This is a genomic window from Paenibacillus sp. Leaf72, assembly GCF_001422685.1.
Classification (GTDB): Bacteria; Bacillota; Bacilli; order Paenibacillales; family Paenibacillaceae; genus Pristimantibacillus.
Genome location: NZ_LMLV01000001.1, coordinates 907,758 through 922,608, shown reverse-complemented (window position 1 = coordinate 922,608; position 14,851 = coordinate 907,758). Strand labels below are relative to the sequence as shown.

The 14,851-nt window shown below is 50.0% G+C and carries 13 protein-coding genes; 10 read left to right on the top strand and 3 right to left on the bottom strand.

What is annotated here, in order from left to right; all coding sequences use genetic code 11:
* The first annotated feature begins 6 nt into the window (after positions 1 to 6).
* Positions 7 to 744: a spermidine synthase gene (locus ASF12_RS04050; protein ID WP_056032794.1), complete on the top strand. Its 738-nt coding sequence runs from the start codon at positions 7 to 9 to the stop codon at positions 742 to 744.
* Positions 745 to 877: 133 nt separating this feature from the next.
* Here ASF12_RS04050 and ASF12_RS04045 read toward each other — a convergent pair whose 3' ends face one another.
* Positions 878 to 2,710 (bottom strand): UbiD family decarboxylase, encoded by a 1,833-nt coding sequence (locus ASF12_RS04045; protein WP_056029859.1) that lies wholly within the window; start codon positions 2,708 to 2,710, stop codon positions 878 to 880.
* 405 nt (positions 2,711 to 3,115) lie between these two features.
* Here ASF12_RS04045 and ASF12_RS04040 point away from each other — a divergent pair, with 405 nt between their 5' ends.
* From ASF12_RS04040 to ASF12_RS04010, 6 genes are all read left to right on the top strand, one after another.
* Positions 3,116 to 4,273 (top strand): glycosyltransferase family 2 protein, encoded by a 1,158-nt coding sequence (locus ASF12_RS04040; protein WP_056029856.1) that lies wholly within the window; start codon positions 3,116 to 3,118, stop codon positions 4,271 to 4,273.
* 24 nt (positions 4,274 to 4,297) lie between these two features.
* Positions 4,298 to 5,569, top strand: a complete 1,272-nt coding sequence (locus tag ASF12_RS04035) for an aminotransferase class III-fold pyridoxal phosphate-dependent enzyme (RefSeq protein ID WP_056029853.1) — start codon at positions 4,298 to 4,300, stop codon at positions 5,567 to 5,569.
* A gap of 35 nt (positions 5,570 to 5,604) precedes the next feature.
* Entirely contained in the window at positions 5,605 to 6,636 is a 1,032-nt protein-coding gene (locus tag ASF12_RS04030; RefSeq protein WP_056029850.1) for a zinc-dependent alcohol dehydrogenase, read from the top strand.
* Between the two features lie 96 nt (positions 6,637 to 6,732).
* A complete protein-coding gene (locus ASF12_RS04025) occupies positions 6,733 to 7,977 on the top strand; it encodes an MFS transporter (protein WP_056029847.1) in 1,245 nt (414 codons plus the stop codon).
* Positions 7,978 to 8,257: 280 nt separating this feature from the next.
* Positions 8,258 to 8,851: a DUF1349 domain-containing protein gene (locus tag ASF12_RS04015; RefSeq protein WP_056029841.1), complete on the top strand. Its 594-nt coding sequence runs from the start codon at positions 8,258 to 8,260 to the stop codon at positions 8,849 to 8,851.
* Positions 8,852 to 8,919: 68 nt separating this feature from the next.
* The gene (locus ASF12_RS04010) at positions 8,920 to 9,564 is read left to right on the top strand and encodes an HAD family hydrolase (RefSeq protein ID WP_056029835.1); all 645 of its coding nucleotides are present in this window, start codon (positions 8,920 to 8,922) and stop codon (positions 9,562 to 9,564) included.
* On the opposite strand, the gene ASF12_RS04005 is transcribed toward ASF12_RS04010, so the two are convergent.
* Positions 9,519 to 10,367: a helix-turn-helix transcriptional regulator gene (locus ASF12_RS04005; protein ID WP_056029832.1), complete on the bottom strand. Its 849-nt coding sequence runs from the start codon at positions 10,365 to 10,367 to the stop codon at positions 9,519 to 9,521. The two genes, ASF12_RS04010 and ASF12_RS04005, sit on opposite strands and share 46 nt — an antisense overlap.
* A gap of 342 nt (positions 10,368 to 10,709) precedes the next feature.
* Here ASF12_RS04005 and ASF12_RS04000 point away from each other — a divergent pair, with 342 nt between their 5' ends.
* Entirely contained in the window at positions 10,710 to 11,531 is an 822-nt protein-coding gene (locus ASF12_RS04000) for a uroporphyrinogen-III synthase (RefSeq protein WP_442952496.1), read from the top strand.
* Positions 11,532 to 11,632: 101 nt separating this feature from the next.
* Complete coding sequence (locus tag ASF12_RS03995; protein ID WP_056029826.1) at positions 11,633 to 12,592, top strand: hypothetical protein; 960 nt, start codon at positions 11,633 to 11,635, stop codon at positions 12,590 to 12,592.
* A gap of 50 nt (positions 12,593 to 12,642) precedes the next feature.
* Here the strand turns inward: ASF12_RS03995 and nagZ are convergent, their stop codons facing one another.
* Positions 12,643 to 13,950, bottom strand: a complete 1,308-nt coding sequence (gene nagZ, locus ASF12_RS03990) for a beta-N-acetylhexosaminidase (RefSeq protein ID WP_056029823.1) — start codon at positions 13,948 to 13,950, stop codon at positions 12,643 to 12,645.
* Positions 13,951 to 14,149: 199 nt separating this feature from the next.
* Between nagZ and ASF12_RS03985 the strand changes: the two genes are divergently transcribed.
* Positions 14,150 to 14,797, top strand: coding sequence for a GntR family transcriptional regulator (locus tag ASF12_RS03985; RefSeq protein ID WP_235533038.1), 648 nt, complete (start codon positions 14,150 to 14,152; stop codon positions 14,795 to 14,797).
* The last annotated feature ends 54 nt before the right edge of the window (positions 14,798 to 14,851 follow it).

The window sequence follows — 14,851 nt, the reverse complement described above, 5'->3', positions numbered from 1 at the left end:
AAACAAGTGAAACTATGGTTTGAGGAGCGAACCGCTCATCACGAAATTGCCGTCTACGACACGACAGAGCTGGATGGGGAAAAAGGGCGCTTTCGCGTCCTGCAATTTTCTGGAGATGCGACGCAGGGCGCGCTTGATCTGGAACGCCCCGGACGTATATTGTTCGAATATCCACGGGCGATCATTCATCTGATGGAAAGCAATCAAGCGGCTTTTGAAAAAGTTTTTCTCATCGGTCATGGCATCGGCACGATCGCCCGTTATTTTGAAGATAAAACGTTCAAGGTAGCCGAGCTTGATGAGACAGTCGTAGAGCTGAGCCGGTTGTATTTTGGCTATAATCAGGATAATGTCGTCATTGGAGATGGGCGTGCTTTGCTGGAAGGAGAAGCGGAACATGCTTACGATTATGTCATTGTTGATGCTTTCACCAGACAGGGAACGCCAAAGCAGCTTGTGTCACTGGAGTTTTTTCATTTAATTCGAAGCAAGCTCAGCGAAGGTGGCGCTGTCCTTTTGAATCTCATGGGCAGGGGGGAGCGGGACAGGCTCATTCATGCCATTCAAACGACGCTTGGGGAGGTTTTTGCTTATACGAAGGCGTTCATTTTGCCAGCAGATGGATCAGCTGATTTGCAAAATATCATCCTCATGGGCAGCGATCGGCCTGTCGCCTTTCAAGCTCGCCACATGGCTGGATTCGTGGAGCTTGAGCCCGGTCAAGGCTATATTATTCGAGATTAAAGTTATTTTGTACAATCGCATTGTCAACTATAAAGCGAATGAATCAACGCATGATGAGCAAAACAAAGGAGTACAGGACATGAGCCTGTACTCCTTTGTTTGTCTATTTATAATGCGGCGGCATTTAATCAGCCTACAGCTTAAGCCCGCCGAGGCTCGCACCGGCTGCGAACAAACGCTCAATCCGTTTCTCCACAGCTGGATCGGCGATGAGCGGCGGCGCTTGATGCGGCTTCGTGCGCGCATCAATAATGACGTTATCACAGGCCCAGTGCTTGTGCTCGTAGCCGCTATTTACCCCGTAAATATCATGGGAAGGGTTGCTGCGCGTAAACGTAGCCCACAGGAAGTTATCCACCTTCGCGCTTAAAAACGTGCTGTCGTCGCATAAAACAATCATCGGGCAGGAAGGCAGAGGTCCCTTCTCAGCAATTGCTTCGCTCAAGCTCTGCAATTGCGCCTTCGCATCGGCGTAGCTCGTGAATGCTGGACCTTGAATGGCTACGACGCCGGGCATAACGAGACGCGCGTTTTCAAATCCGCGCAGCTCCTTCAGCACGTCAGGCGTTTCGCGGCACAGCTCGCGAATCTTCTCTCCATAGGCGGCAAAAACGACCTTGCTGCCTTCATTAAGCCCCGTACCCGAATAGTCCAGCGTATCGATCGTCGTATTTGTATAAAAATGAATATCCCGGCGCAGCTCCAGCCGCTCCAGCACATAGGCGAGAAATTCCGCCTCATGATGCGTCGTTACAGGCTGCTTGTCCTCCGCCGTAATAAATAAATATTTGGCCAGGCTGAGCTGCCCTGTGCCCAAAATCCGGTTCGCCAGCGTCAAAATTTCCGTTGGCCGCTTGACCTGCTGATACGGCGTATACCGCTCGCTTCCAATAGCGAACAGCAGCGGATGCACGCCTGCTGCATCAACGGCGTGGACTTCCTTCACGCCGGGAATTTCCTGCTTGATCGCATCTCCCGTAAGCTCATGGATAAGTGCTCCAAAGGCGGTATCCTCCTGCGGAGGTCTTCCGACAACCGTAAACGGCCAGATCGCATTGGGCTTTGCATACACTTTATGCACCTTCATGAGCGGAAACGGATGCGTCAGGCTGTAATAGCCCAAGTGATCGCCAAATGGGCCTTCCGGCTTCGTCTCTCCAGGATGAATTTCCCCAGTAATGACGAAATCTGCGTCATTGCTAAGCACAAATCCATCTCGGTAGCTATAGCGGAAACGGCGTCCTGCGAGCAAGCCGGCAAAGGTCATTTCGCTTAAGCCTTCCGGCAGCGGCATAACAGCTGCAAGCGTATGGGCTGGCGGACCGCCAACGAAGATGCTCACCTTCAGCGGCCTGCCCAGCTTATTCGCCATATCCTGATGAATGCCAATGCCGCGGTGAATTTGGTAATGGACGCCGATTTCCTTATTCAGCTCGTAATCATTGCCGCTCAGCTGAACGCGGTACATGCCGAGATTCGCATTCATCAGTCCCGGCTTGCCCGGCTGCTCGGTAAACACCTGCGGCAGCGTTACGAAAGCGCCGCCATCGTCTGGCCAATGCTTAATGAGCGGCAGGTCGGAAATTTGAATTTCCTGCGCCGCTACTGGCACGCTGCCTGAGCTTTGCTTCGGCAGCGCTTTCCATGCTGCAAGCCCCGTTCCAATATGCCCAAACGGGTTTTTCATTGCTTTCATGGGGGCGCCGCGCAAATCGATGACGCGCTGGGTGGACTCCCATGTATGGCGGAACATGAATTTGCTCCGCTCAACCGTTCCAAACAAATTAGATATGGCACGAAATTTGGAGCCTTTTACATTTTCGAACAATAGGGCGGGACCGCCAGCTTCAAATACCTTCATATGAATCGCCGCCATTTCCAAATGGGGGTCGACCTCTTCCTTTATTCGAACGAGATGTCCGTTTTGTTCCAAATCGAGTACACATTGTTCCAAGTGGCGATACATGTTGAAATAGCTCCGATCTATATGAATTTTGCGAAATGATACTCAGCCAAGGTGAAAAGGCTTTCACCGTCCTTTGGCGGCGCGGCGCGTTTCAATCCGAGAAATATAAGAATTTATAAGTGTGAAGCTTATAAATTCTTATATTAAAAAAAACCAGTTATCTCTAGTTAAAACGAATTAAAACCCCTTGTCAAATTTACCGACCAATCGACAGAAAAGGTTCAAAATTTAATAGAGTTCAGATATTGAGATTTACACAGCAAGGTGCATAAACATACACTGTAACCAGATTCTATTCCAGTCACATGTCATAAATTCCAAAATTAGATAGAGTCGAGTCGAAATAAAGGGAGGGCAGCTGGCGTCGAACGATGTTGAAACTATAAATCATGTGGAGGAGATTACATGCTACACACAGTTATTGTGCCAGTAAACCAAGATTATAACATTTTGAACTTATTTACGGATTCATTGCTGCGGACAGTAAGCCCATCCACCCAGATTATCTTCATCAATGACGGTTCCGGCACAGCAGTCAGACAGCATTTGGATAAGCTTCAGTCAGAGTGCAAGGAAGGCGTGACGGTGGAGATTTTGCAGCACGACTATCCGCTTGGATGCGCCGTTTCTATTAATAGCGCGCTAAAAATTGCACAGGGGCAATATATTTATTTTCTCGATTCCGACACGATTCTGAATCACAATTGGCAGCAGCTCATGAGCGAAACGCTGGACAGCAGCGACGAAATCGGCATGGCAGGCGGCGTCCTGCTGTATCCGCAAACAGGCGGCGTCCAGCATTGCGGCATTGCATTTGCGGATACGATTGGCCGTCATCTATTTCTAAACGCGTCGCCCATGGATATTCCGAAGCAGACGTTTTCTGTGCAGCTCGTCATTTTCGCAATGTTTGGCATGAAGCGCGAAGTGTATGAGAAGGTGGGGCTGCTTGATGAAAAGTTCTTCAACGGCTACGAGGATTTCGATTACCAGATGAGAGCGCGTGCAGCCGGCTATGACATCGTTATTAATCCGGAAGTTTTGGCCTATCACTGGGAGCGCAGCAGCGGCATCCACCGCAGCTTCAATCGCAAAAACAACCTGGCCCGCTTCTGGAAAAAATGGGGCAGCGACATCAAGGCCGATATTTGGCCGTTCATGTTTGACCATCTGAAGTCGCATCTGGAGCAGCAGGATGCAGCATCTGCATCGCTGCCGATGATTGGCGTCGATTTGGCTGAGGTGCGCAGCGATGCGGATATGTTCTGGAGCCAGCTTCGCGAGGCAGAATTCGCTACGCTGACCGAGGTGTATGACTATTCGAACCGCTTCAACTCGAATGGGGCGATTTGGCTGCCGCAGGTGCTGGGCAAGGAGCTTATTCAGAGCCGCAGCCGTCTGCTGTTCCTCGTAGACAACTTCACGCGTCTGCTGGAAAACCGCTACTGGATTGAAATGCGCCACGCCCACCGGGCACAGGATTTGATCATTGACCTCTATGGCAATGTTATCTCCATCGACCGGATTTATGAAAGCTGCTGGCCAGGAACTAAGGTGCGCTAGTACGCGCTAAATGGAGGAGAAACCATGAAGACGAGAGAGGAGCAGGCGGTATTTACCCAAAGCCTGCAATGGTTGGAGCGTGTGCAGCAATTGATTCCGAGCGGATGCAGCACGCTGGCAAAGACGCCAGAGCGCTTATTCCCCGGCGAAACGGCCATCTGCTGCGTAGAAGCCAGACAATCCAGATTTATCGATATCGACGGCAATGAGTGGCTCGATTGCGAGATGGCGATGGGCACCGCCTCATGGGGACATGCCCGTGAGGAAGTGCAAGCGGCGATTGTAAAGCAGCTCGCCAAAGGGACAAGCTTCTCGGTGCCCGCTGATGTGGAGCTGACGGCAGCGGAGCTTATACTCGCCCGCTTTGAGCAGCGTTATGCGGCACTGCGCTTCTGCAAAGGCGGAGCCGATGCAGTTAGCGGCGCAGTCCGGCTGGCAAGAGCTTTTACCCGCAGGCCAAAGGTGATGTCGACGGCTTACCATGGCTGGAGCGATTGGTCAGCCTATGGCTATTACGGCGGAGACGCGGAAGCGATGGGGATTCCGGCGGAAATCCGCAGCAGCACTGTTTGGGTGCCGCATGCAAGCCTGCGGCGGATCGAAGACGAGGTGCGCCGGCATGGCGACCAGCTCGCCTGCATCGTGTTATGCCCCAGCGACTGGCAGCGCGAGGAGCTGGCCAAGGTGATGGAGCTGGCCGCACGCCACAGCATTCTAATCATATTTGACGAGGTAACATCTGGCGCAAGAATGGGCAAGCAGGCGACCGCAGGCGAATACGGGCTGTGGCCGGATATTCTTTGCTTGTCGAAGGGGCTGGCCAATGGCCTGCCGCTGGGCGTCGTACTAGGCTCAGAGCCGATTATGCGGCTATGTGGGCAGGTCAAGTTCAGCAGCGCCCATTCGAGCGAGACGATTGCACTGGCAGCGCTTATTGCCTGCGAGAAGCTGATGCAGGCGGCACCGAGCTGGCCAAGCTGGCGCGGCGGTACGCAGAAGCTGATGACAGAGCTGCAGGCGCAGCTGGATGTGCTGGGACTGACAGAGGAGCTGGCCCTGCACGGCACCTATGCGAGCTTCTGCCTGAGGTCGCGGGCGGAGCAGGACTTTTACCGTGATCCCTTCCGCGCTTATATGATGAAGCGGCTCGCTCAGCAGGGGATTTTTACGAAGGGATTTTTCGTCTTCTCGGATGCTCATTCGGAGGCGGAGCTGTTGCTTGTACAAGAGTCGCTTAAGGAAGTTTTGCTGGAGTGGAGCAAACAAGAACATAGATCCAGCAAGTCGGCTGTTTAGACGATTATTCACAAATCGAAAGAGGAGGCAAGTTAATGAAAGCATTAGTATATCAGGATTATCGCAAGGTGGAACTTCTGGAGATGGAGGAGCCAACCATCGTATCGCCGACAGGCGTCAAGGTTAAAATTTTTGGCTCGGGCATTTGCGGAACGGACCTTAACATTGTAAAAGGAAAAATTCCGGCCAATTCCGGCACGATTATCGGTCATGAAGGCGTTGGCACCGTCGTTGAAGTCGGCCCTAAAGTAAGAAGTGTTAAAGTGGGCGACCGTGTGCTCATTGACCCAACCCAATCTTGCGGCATTTGTTCTTACTGCCGTGAAGGGCTGCACTGCTACTGCGAAAATTTCGAGGATCATCAGGTTGGCATGACCATCCACGGCACTTTCGCGGAATATTACGCAGGCGAGGAAAGATACGTGTTCAAAATTCCTGACACGATGAGCTGGGAAGCGGCCATGATGGTCGAGCCGCTGGGCTGCGTGCTCAACAGCTTTTTGAAAGCTCGCGTTAAACCAAGCGATTCGGTACTTGTGCTTGGCTCTGGCGCGATTGGCTCCTTGTGCCAGCTTGTTGGCAAGCGGCTTGGCCGCCTGACCGTTGGCACAGAAGTGGATGAATACCGTAAAAGCTTCGCTGCAAACATTGCTGATTATGTGTTCCATCCTCAGGAGCTGACGCTGGAAAAAGTGCTCGAAATTAATAATGGCCATAAATTCGATATTATTATTGATGCGGTCGGCAATCAGCTGCATGTCGCTCTGGAGCTGATCGGCAAAGGCGGCAGAATTATTCCTATGGGCTATGACGACAGCTATGAAGTATCGTTTAAGCCGACGGATTTTATTAACAACGGTGTCAATGTCATTGGCGATGTAGCGGTTCATCAAATGATCAGTACGGCGCTCAAGTTTGCTCAAAGCTTGCCGGAGCTCGAAAACATGGTCACTTCAACCAAAAAGCTGCAGGACTACGAAGGCGCTTTTAATGAAACGATTGGTTATGACATGAGCACAGGCGCGCCAAGAGCGATGACCTCCGTAAAGACAGCACTTATTTCATAAGGTAGGGCAAGGCAAGGGCGTTATGGCTGCGCGGCGAAAGGCTTACGGGGCGCCGCGCAGCAATGACGCATGAAGAAGAGGGGATGAGCCTTAAAGATGAAGCTGCTTGCCGATTTGCCAAAAAATCCGCGGTATTCGATTTTTCTGGAGCCGCTCTGGGCGATTCCTGGAACGATCGTTTTGTTTTATGCGCCGCTCTATATGAAGGATGCGGGACTGAGCGATATTGAAATTGGGTTGATCAATTCCATAAACCTGTATTTTGCTTTTGTGTTTCAGTTGTTTGCCGGGTCGATTACGAATAAGCTGGGACGCAAGCGCACCTCGCTCATTTTTGATATTGTAGCCTGGAGCGTTCCGATGTTTATTTGGGCTTTCTCGCAAAGCTTCTGGCTGTTTATGATTGCCTACTTATTAAATGCGACGTCCAAGTTCGTCACCGTGTCGTTCAATTTGCTCATTATTGAAGATGTCGAGGAGCGAAAGCGACCGAAAGTTTTTGGCATTATGAATATGATTATTACCGCAGCAGGAGTGCTTACACCGCTAGCGGGCTTTGTCATCGCCGATTTTGGTATCGGGAAGACGCTTGCCGTCATTTATTTTGCCGGTGGCGTAATGATGACGATAATGTTTATTGTAAGAAACCGGCTGACAGAGGAGACGGAGGCGGGCAAAGAGCTCATTGAGGTACATAGCCAGACCAAGGTGCTGAAAAGCTTGGGAGCGAGCCTACGACTATTTGGCAAAGCGTTTTATACCCGCCGGTTGTTCCCGATTATAATCATAACGGTACTGTCGAATTTTATTTTGCAGCTGAATTTTTTTCAGGTCGTGTTTTTCAAGGAGGAGCTGCATTTCGGCGATTGGACAATTTCCTACATTCCAGTAGTCACTGCGGTAACGGTCATGGTGTTATACTTGGTCGTCATTCCCCGGCTGAAACAACGCTCGGATGAAAAATATGTCAGTCTGTCGATTGCCTTATGCACCGCCGGCTCCTTGCTGCTGCTCTTTATTCCTTCCGGCAATGTGCCGCTGCTCATGCTGACGATTATTATATTGGCAGCAGGAACGTTTATTTTGCAAACGTACCGGGATGCGCTGCTGATGAATCGCCTTGGCACGCATGAGAAAGCCGATATGTTTTCGGCCGTACAGACGGTCATGACGCTTATTGCCATTCCCTCCGGTTATTTGACGGGACTCCTCTATAATTACAGTCCGAAGCTGCTGTTCGCCGTCATTGTTGCGCTGTATATGGTGCTCATGGCTGTCGTGTTTTTCCTCCCGGTTCCTTCCAGGCAGCAGCAGGTGATGAAAGCGAACCATCACGTCTAATAACCATTTGCAAGCAAAAACGATTTCGTCGTCCTTCCAGGACGCGCGAAGAGCTTTGTCGGAGAAATATAAGCCTATTTGAAGTGCAAAACTTATAAATTCTTTTATTTCAAGGTGAAACGGCCGAAAGCCGTCCTCCGGCGGTGCTGCGCGTTTCAGTCCGAGAAATATAAGCCCATTTATAAGGGGAAACTTATAAATTCTTATATTGTGGCAAAAGAAGGTTTTAAGCTAATTAGGTCGAATGGTTATACAGAAAATGGCTACGGAGGGATAATTAATGATTAATGTATTGAATCATGAAACACGCGATACACTGGCTTGGATGAACGAGCCATCGCAGTGGCACTTCACAGAGCAGGGCGGCGTGATCATTGAGGCGCCACCGGAGGCGGATTTTTTCTGCGATCCATCAGGCAAGCATTTTGCCAGCTCAGCTCCTTTTTTGTATGCTCCAGTCAAGCGCTCCTTCGAATTAACGGCGCGACTTACGGTGGAGATGAAGCAGCAGTATGACTCTGGGTGCCTTATGCTGTACGTCGATAGCGACAATTGGTGCAAATTATGCTTTGAATTCAATGGTCGGGCAGCCTCGATCGTCTCGGTCGTCACCAAGGACGGCTGGTCAGATGATTGCAACTCGGAAGAGATTCAGTCGGACAATCCGTATTTGAGAATCAATAAAGTAGAAGACTGCGTGTCCTTCTATTATTCGCCTGATGGCGAGGATTGGAGGCTGATCCGTTATTTCGGCATGCGCACACCTGATGAAGTAAAGGCCGGTGTCGTCGCGCAATGTCCGAAGGGCAGCGGCAGCAGGACCGAGTTCAGCTTTGTCCATCTCACCGAGCCGAACGTGGAAAGCCGATTTTAGCAGCTGCAAGCTGAAAGTCGCTGGCGGTAAGCTGCAAATAAAAGCAGGAAAGGTAGCTGATAGTAGCGATGAGTCTGAAAGCGATCATTTTTGATTTCGACGGCTTGATTATGGATACCGAGACACCTTGGTATTATGCTTTTCGGGACATTTATCAGGAGCATGGCGTAGAGCTGTCGCTGGGCCTGTGGTCCCGTAATGTGGGCACAAATTTCGACGAATTCAATCCTTTTCATTATTTGGAGGAAGCGCTGCAAACGCCGATTGACCATGACCATATTAAAGAGCTCTCTGAGCAAAAATATGCCGTTTATATTGGCGAAACCGGGCTATTGCCTGGGGTTGCGGAGCTGCTGGCGAGCGTGAAGCAGCGAAATCTGCACCTTGCGGTTGCGTCCAGCTCTACGCGTGACTGGGTTCATAGCTATTTGAAGAAGCTTGGCATCTTTGAAGCTTTTGATGTGATTCATACCTCTGAAGATGTGCAGCGGGTGAAACCTGACCCGGAGCTGTATGAGCTTACGCTGGCACGGCTTGGCATTGATGCCTCAGAAGCCATCGTCTTTGAAGATTCGCCAAATGGTTTGAAAGCTGCGAAGGCGGCTGGCATCCGCTGTATCGTGGTGCCGAATGAAGTGACAAGGGATTTGGAATTTTTGAATTATGATCAGCGGCTTGCCTCAATCGCCGAATTTGATTTCGAAGCTTTGTAGCTTTTGCGCAGCACCATTGGCGAGCAGCCTTCATGCTTTTTGAAAACGGAGCCAAAATAACTCGCGCTATTAAAACCGACCGCCTTGGCAATGTCATTGGCTGTCATGGCATCCTCATGAATGAGCATTTCTTTTGCCTTGAGCAGTCGGTAGCGGGTTAAAAAATCGAGCGGGGTCATCGCATATTCTTTTTTGAACATGCGATTCAAATGCTGCTCGGTTATGTAGAGCTGCCCGGCCAGCATGGATAGGGAAATGTCGAGATGATAGTTTTGCTTAATATAGGTCAGGATGCTGGACAGCTTCGGTGTATGCTCCTTGCGTTCAGGGACGAGGTAAAGGTCCTTGGAGAGCTTCAGCTTGATAAGCAGCATATACAAGAGTGCTGATCCAGTGAAAATACGCTCCTGCCGGGTGGATTGCTGGCTTAAAATAATCTCGTCAATGAGCATTTGCGGAGCGGGATCAAGCTGAAATACGGAAAGGTTAGCGATATGTAAGGCTTGCAAAAAGGCTGGCAGCAAATAACCGGTGAAGGTTAAATATTTGATGCTTAGCGTTTCACTAATTTCGCACGAAATAGAAGCGGTGTGGGAAAAATAAAGAATGGCAACGCCTTCCTGCAGCTGAATTTCCCGTTCTTGAAAAACAAGGCGGCCTGTACCTCCTACGCAGTTTACGATTTTGTAATCAGGGCTGCCTCCAGGGCAACGGTTGGGCTCAGTGACGGTAACGCTTCCAGATCCGGTAATCAATAGGGGGAGCTCGTTGTAGGTGCTGCCTGTGTCTATTGCTTCCTGCATCAAATTCCTCTTTTCTCCTAAAAGTGGAATAAAAGTGAGACTCAAACTGCGAATACCTGAATTTCAATTGGAATTATAACATAGATAAAGAAATATATGTTATATCTAGTTTTCGATGTTTTTCTCTGTTTTTCGCTATCTTTCGTTAATGTCGAATATTAGTAATGATGTAAAGAAACCGCCGTTCTTGACTTTGAGAACGGTTTTTTTTCATGTCAGCAACAAGTAAAAAAATGTAAAACAAGTTTTGCCTGCCTTGAAATGGCGACAGTTTTTTATGCTTATGTTAAAATATATGACAAACACAATAGAAGAAAGCATGGTGACGGGGTAAGCATGGGAATGGAAGCATTGAAGGGGAAACGACTGGTCATAGCAGGATCTCGAAAAACAGAGGAAATGAGCGCCATCATTGAAAAGCAGGGCGGGACAGCGCTCGTGCGGTCGCTTCAGGGTTTGACGCTGCTGGATGAGGAGACGCTGGAAGCACCGCTGCGGCGGTTTGCGGCGGAGGGGGCGGACTGGGTCGTCTTAACGACGGGCATTGGCTCGGAGACGCTTGCCAGCAACGCGGAAAAGCTGGATATAAAGGAAGCGTTCTTGGAGCAGCTGACGCAAGCATCGATTGCTTCCAGAGGCTACAAGACGACGGCTTATCTTAAGCGTACCGGCTTGAAAGCGGTTGTTGCAGATGATGATGGCACGGTGCAAAATCTAATCGAAAAGCTGGCGGAGCATGATTTTGCCGGCCAGCGTATCGTCATTCAGCTGCATGGCGAGCCTTCGCCCGAGCTGGAGCGTTTTTTTGCTGCTAAAAAAGCGGGTGAGGTTATTTCGCTGCTGCCCTACAAACATGTTCCGCCCGAAGTAAGCGTACTTACTCAGCTCATGGAAGAGCTCGCTGCAGGCGAGGTTGACGCGATCTGCTTTACAACAGCTGTTCAAGTCCAGTATTTATTCCGCTATGCGCGAAAAATAGGTCTTGAGCAGCAGCTCCTGGAACTATTCGCTGGTCAGGTGCTGGCAGCAGCTGTGGGCAAAGTAACTGCCGAGGCGCTGCAATTAAATGGCGTACAACGATATATCGTGCCGGATATTGAACGAATGGGTGCGATGATTATTGAAGTGGCGCATTATTATGAAGCGCAAGGCTTAACCCAATAAACGAATGGCCCATTCGAGTACGTTTGGGCTGCACCCTTTTGAATGGCTGCTTCGTCTTAAGCTTGTAGTCGTTGCATCATTTGTTTAAAAGGGGAGATATAATGGGAAAAAACAGCTTGTTCATGTTGTTGCTCATATTGACTATATGTTTAGGTGCATGCTCCTCGGAGGTTAAGCCATCTGGAGAAGCTTCGGCTGCCGCAAGCGGGACAGCGGAGACTCCAACTGTTTCTAATACGCCAGCGGATGACGGAACCAATGCTGGAGCCGCGACGAAGGAGCCCATCGCGGAGCCGACAGCAGCGCCGCTGCTGGATACTGCTGTGCTTGGCAAAGGTGCATTTGGCTTTGCCGATGAAGCAGGCAAACAGCTGCTAGTCAGCCCGGCTGAAGGGGGGAGCGAGCAGTGGGCCAGCTTCAACCTCGCGGTTGGTCACAATGGGCAGCTGCTCAAAATTAAATACAAAAATGAGCAAAAGGCGACCGAAGCCGATAACGGCAGGCAAACGGCGCAAAATTTTGCAAACCAGCAAGGCCAGCTGTTTGAGGTCGTGGAGGGCAAGGCGGAGCCGAATGAAACGTATTTTCTAACCGATGATCAGTCGGTAAAACCGGAAATGCTGCTGTCCATAGCTGATACAAGAAGCGGGCAGGCAGCAGATGATGTGAAGGCGGCCATTGCCAAGAGCAAAAATCGCAGCGTAGAGAAGCTATGGCCGCTTGAGGAAATAGGCGCTGAAGGAAATACCTTGTATTTGGTGCAGTTCGAGCGTCAGGGCAAGGACATGCTGGCGAGTCTGGCGCTGCAAACCGCAGACGGCTTTATTTTTCAAGACTATCCAACCGAGTTCGATGAAAGCTCGACGTGGCGGGTAGACGATGGTGGTGAGGTTATGCCGGAAATGTTTTCCTTCCTATTCGCTGCGAAGACAGCTGAAGGTATCGTTCTCGGAGTTAAATGGATGGGGGCGGAAGGGGAAAACGTATCGTTCCTTTCGGAGCAGGATGGCAAGCTATCCGAGCTTGACATCAGCTATGGCCGTTATATGTCGCCGGTGTAAAGCAATACTAGAAATTTAACCGATTAAAGAAGAAAAAGCGCCGAATGCTTCTATTTAGAAGCGTTCAGCGCTTTTTTAATTTGACGGTTGACCGCATCAACGTTAGTACGGCTGATAAGCTCATCTTTTAGCGTAAAGGCGCTTTTGAGGCGGATGATCCGATAGACGCTGTCATCGAGTGTTTGCATGGAGATATCGCCGGTTTTGACCGCTTTTTTTAGCGCCTTCAGCACAGCGATCTGCTGCTTCGCATCATGTCCGACAAGAAGAATATCGTTGCCCGCTTGAACCGCTTTGACCGCCGCATCCGAAATGCCAAAATGCTTTGTAATGCCGCCCATCGTCATGTCATCCGTGATGACAACACCGGTAAACCCGAGCTTATCCCGTAATAAATCGGTAATGATCGCCTTGGATAGGGAAGCGGGATATTGCTTGTCCATTGCTGGAATAAGCAGGTGGCCGATCATGACAGCAGGGGCTTGCTGCTTTATCGCTTCTTTAAAGGGCAGCAGCTCGAACTGCTCCAATTGCTTCAAGCTTTTGTCCACTACCGGCAAGTCCAGATGCGAATCGACTGACGTATCGCCATGACCGGGAAAATGCTTAACAACGGGTACGACATGTCCCGCTTGTATGCCCCTCATCGTCTCGATGCCGCTGGCAATGACGCTTTCCGCTGTGGAGCCAAACGCCCGGTTGCCAATGACCGGATTGTCCGGGTTGCTGTTAATATCGAGCACAGGGGCAAAATCCATATTAAACCCAAGGGCATACAGCTCGGCGCCGATAGCTTCACCTATTCCATAGGCGTACTTAGGTTTATTTTTGCTGCCAATAGACTGGGCGGATGGAATTTTCACGAAATCCTGGGGCATCCGGCTCACGGTTCCCCCTTCCTGGTCGATGCTGAGCCACAGCGGGACGGGATTTTTTTTATTTTGTTTTTTAAGCTCATTGAGCAGGGCTAGCGTCTGCGAAGCGTCGGTAATATTTCTTTTGTACAAAATAAAGCCGCCTACATGATACGTATTTATCATTTCGATGGCATCTTCTTGAAGGGTGGTACCTTCCAGGCCAACAAGCACGAGCTGTCCGATTTTCTCATCGACCGACATGCCGGCGATTTCTTGTTTGATTAGGTCAGGCGCTTCCGTCACAGTTGGCGTAGGCGATACAGCTGGAGTTGCTGCTGCCGACTCTGCGGGGGAAGGGCTTGGCGCCTCGGCAGTGGCTGGTTGATTAGAGCCGGAGTTGCTGCCGTTGCTGCTATTGGCAGGATCGCTCGCGCTGCCGCAGGAACTCGCACATATAACGAGAAATGAAGCAAGAAGTATTGAGGTCATTTTTTTAAGCATGTGGGAAAGTTCCTCCTTTTCTTGCAATATCCCCTTTAGGCCAGCTTCTCATACTTTATGCAAAGTTAGAAGCAAAAGCTGTCGCTAGGGCTGTTGCGGCATCATTTCCAAAATTGGGTTGTTAAGCAGGAAATGAGCCGATATAATGGAAGTAGATAAATTAACGATAATCGATAATTTGGAATAGGGACGTGTTCATGTGCCAGAAAATCCAGCAATTGTACCCATTCATTCTATTAGCACACATGTGTATATGAAGCTCAAGAAAGAGATTTTGGCTGGCGAGCTTCAGCCGGGTGCCCGCCTTATTGTACTTGAAATCGCCGGCCAATTCCAGATTAGCCAGGCTCCTGTAAGGGAGGCGCTTGAACGGCTCAAGCAGGAAGGGCTCATTATTGGCGTTCCGAACAAAGGCTCGGTGGTCTCCAACATAACGGCGAAGGAAATCAAGGACTTGTTCGTGCTGCGGGAAATGATTGAAGGCTTCGCAGTTAGGCAGGCGATGCCGCTGCTGACGGAGCAGGATTTTTCCGAGCTGGCGGACATTATTGAGCAAATGGATCAAGCCGTTAAGCAAAACGATATACTGAGCATTTTGGAGCTGGACATGGAGTTTCACGGTTTTTTCTATCGTAAATGCGACAACGGGGCCATTTTAACGTTATGGAAGGATATGAAGACGAAGCTTATGCGGTTTATGGCAATTTCCAATCGGCATTACACGACACTAGGGCTGGCAGATTATCATACTGTACTTATTGACGTGCTGCGCAAAGGGGATGTTGCAGCGGCCGAGCAGGCGTTTATCGAGCATATGCACGCTTACAAAATCATTCATTTGGATTAGGCCGCGACGAAAGTCGAGGGGCAACTTGCTTGTTAACCTTTCAATTTAAAGGGG

Coding starts and splice junctions, on each gene's coding strand:
- ASF12_RS04010 (WP_056029835.1), top strand. CDS start 8,920: ATGAGTCTGAAAGCGATCATTTTTGATTTCGACGGCTTGATTATGGAT.
- ASF12_RS04005 (WP_056029832.1), bottom strand. CDS start 10,367: ATGCAGGAAGCAATAGACACAGGCAGCACCTACAACGAGCTCCCCCTA.
- ASF12_RS04025 (WP_056029847.1), top strand. CDS start 6,733: ATGAAGCTGCTTGCCGATTTGCCAAAAAATCCGCGGTATTCGATTTTT.
- ASF12_RS04035 (WP_056029853.1), top strand. CDS start 4,298: ATGAAGACGAGAGAGGAGCAGGCGGTATTTACCCAAAGCCTGCAATGG.
- ASF12_RS04015 (WP_056029841.1), top strand. CDS start 8,258: ATGATTAATGTATTGAATCATGAAACACGCGATACACTGGCTTGGATG.
- ASF12_RS04000 (WP_442952496.1), top strand. CDS start 10,710: ATGGAAGCATTGAAGGGGAAACGACTGGTCATAGCAGGATCTCGAAAA.
- ASF12_RS04030 (WP_056029850.1), top strand. CDS start 5,605: ATGAAAGCATTAGTATATCAGGATTATCGCAAGGTGGAACTTCTGGAG.
- ASF12_RS03995 (WP_056029826.1), top strand. CDS start 11,633: ATGGGAAAAAACAGCTTGTTCATGTTGTTGCTCATATTGACTATATGT.
- nagZ (WP_056029823.1), bottom strand. CDS start 13,950: ATGCTTAAAAAAATGACCTCAATACTTCTTGCTTCATTTCTCGTTATA.
- ASF12_RS04045 (WP_056029859.1), bottom strand. CDS start 2,710: ATGTATCGCCACTTGGAACAATGTGTACTCGATTTGGAACAAAACGGA.
- ASF12_RS04040 (WP_056029856.1), top strand. CDS start 3,116: ATGCTACACACAGTTATTGTGCCAGTAAACCAAGATTATAACATTTTG.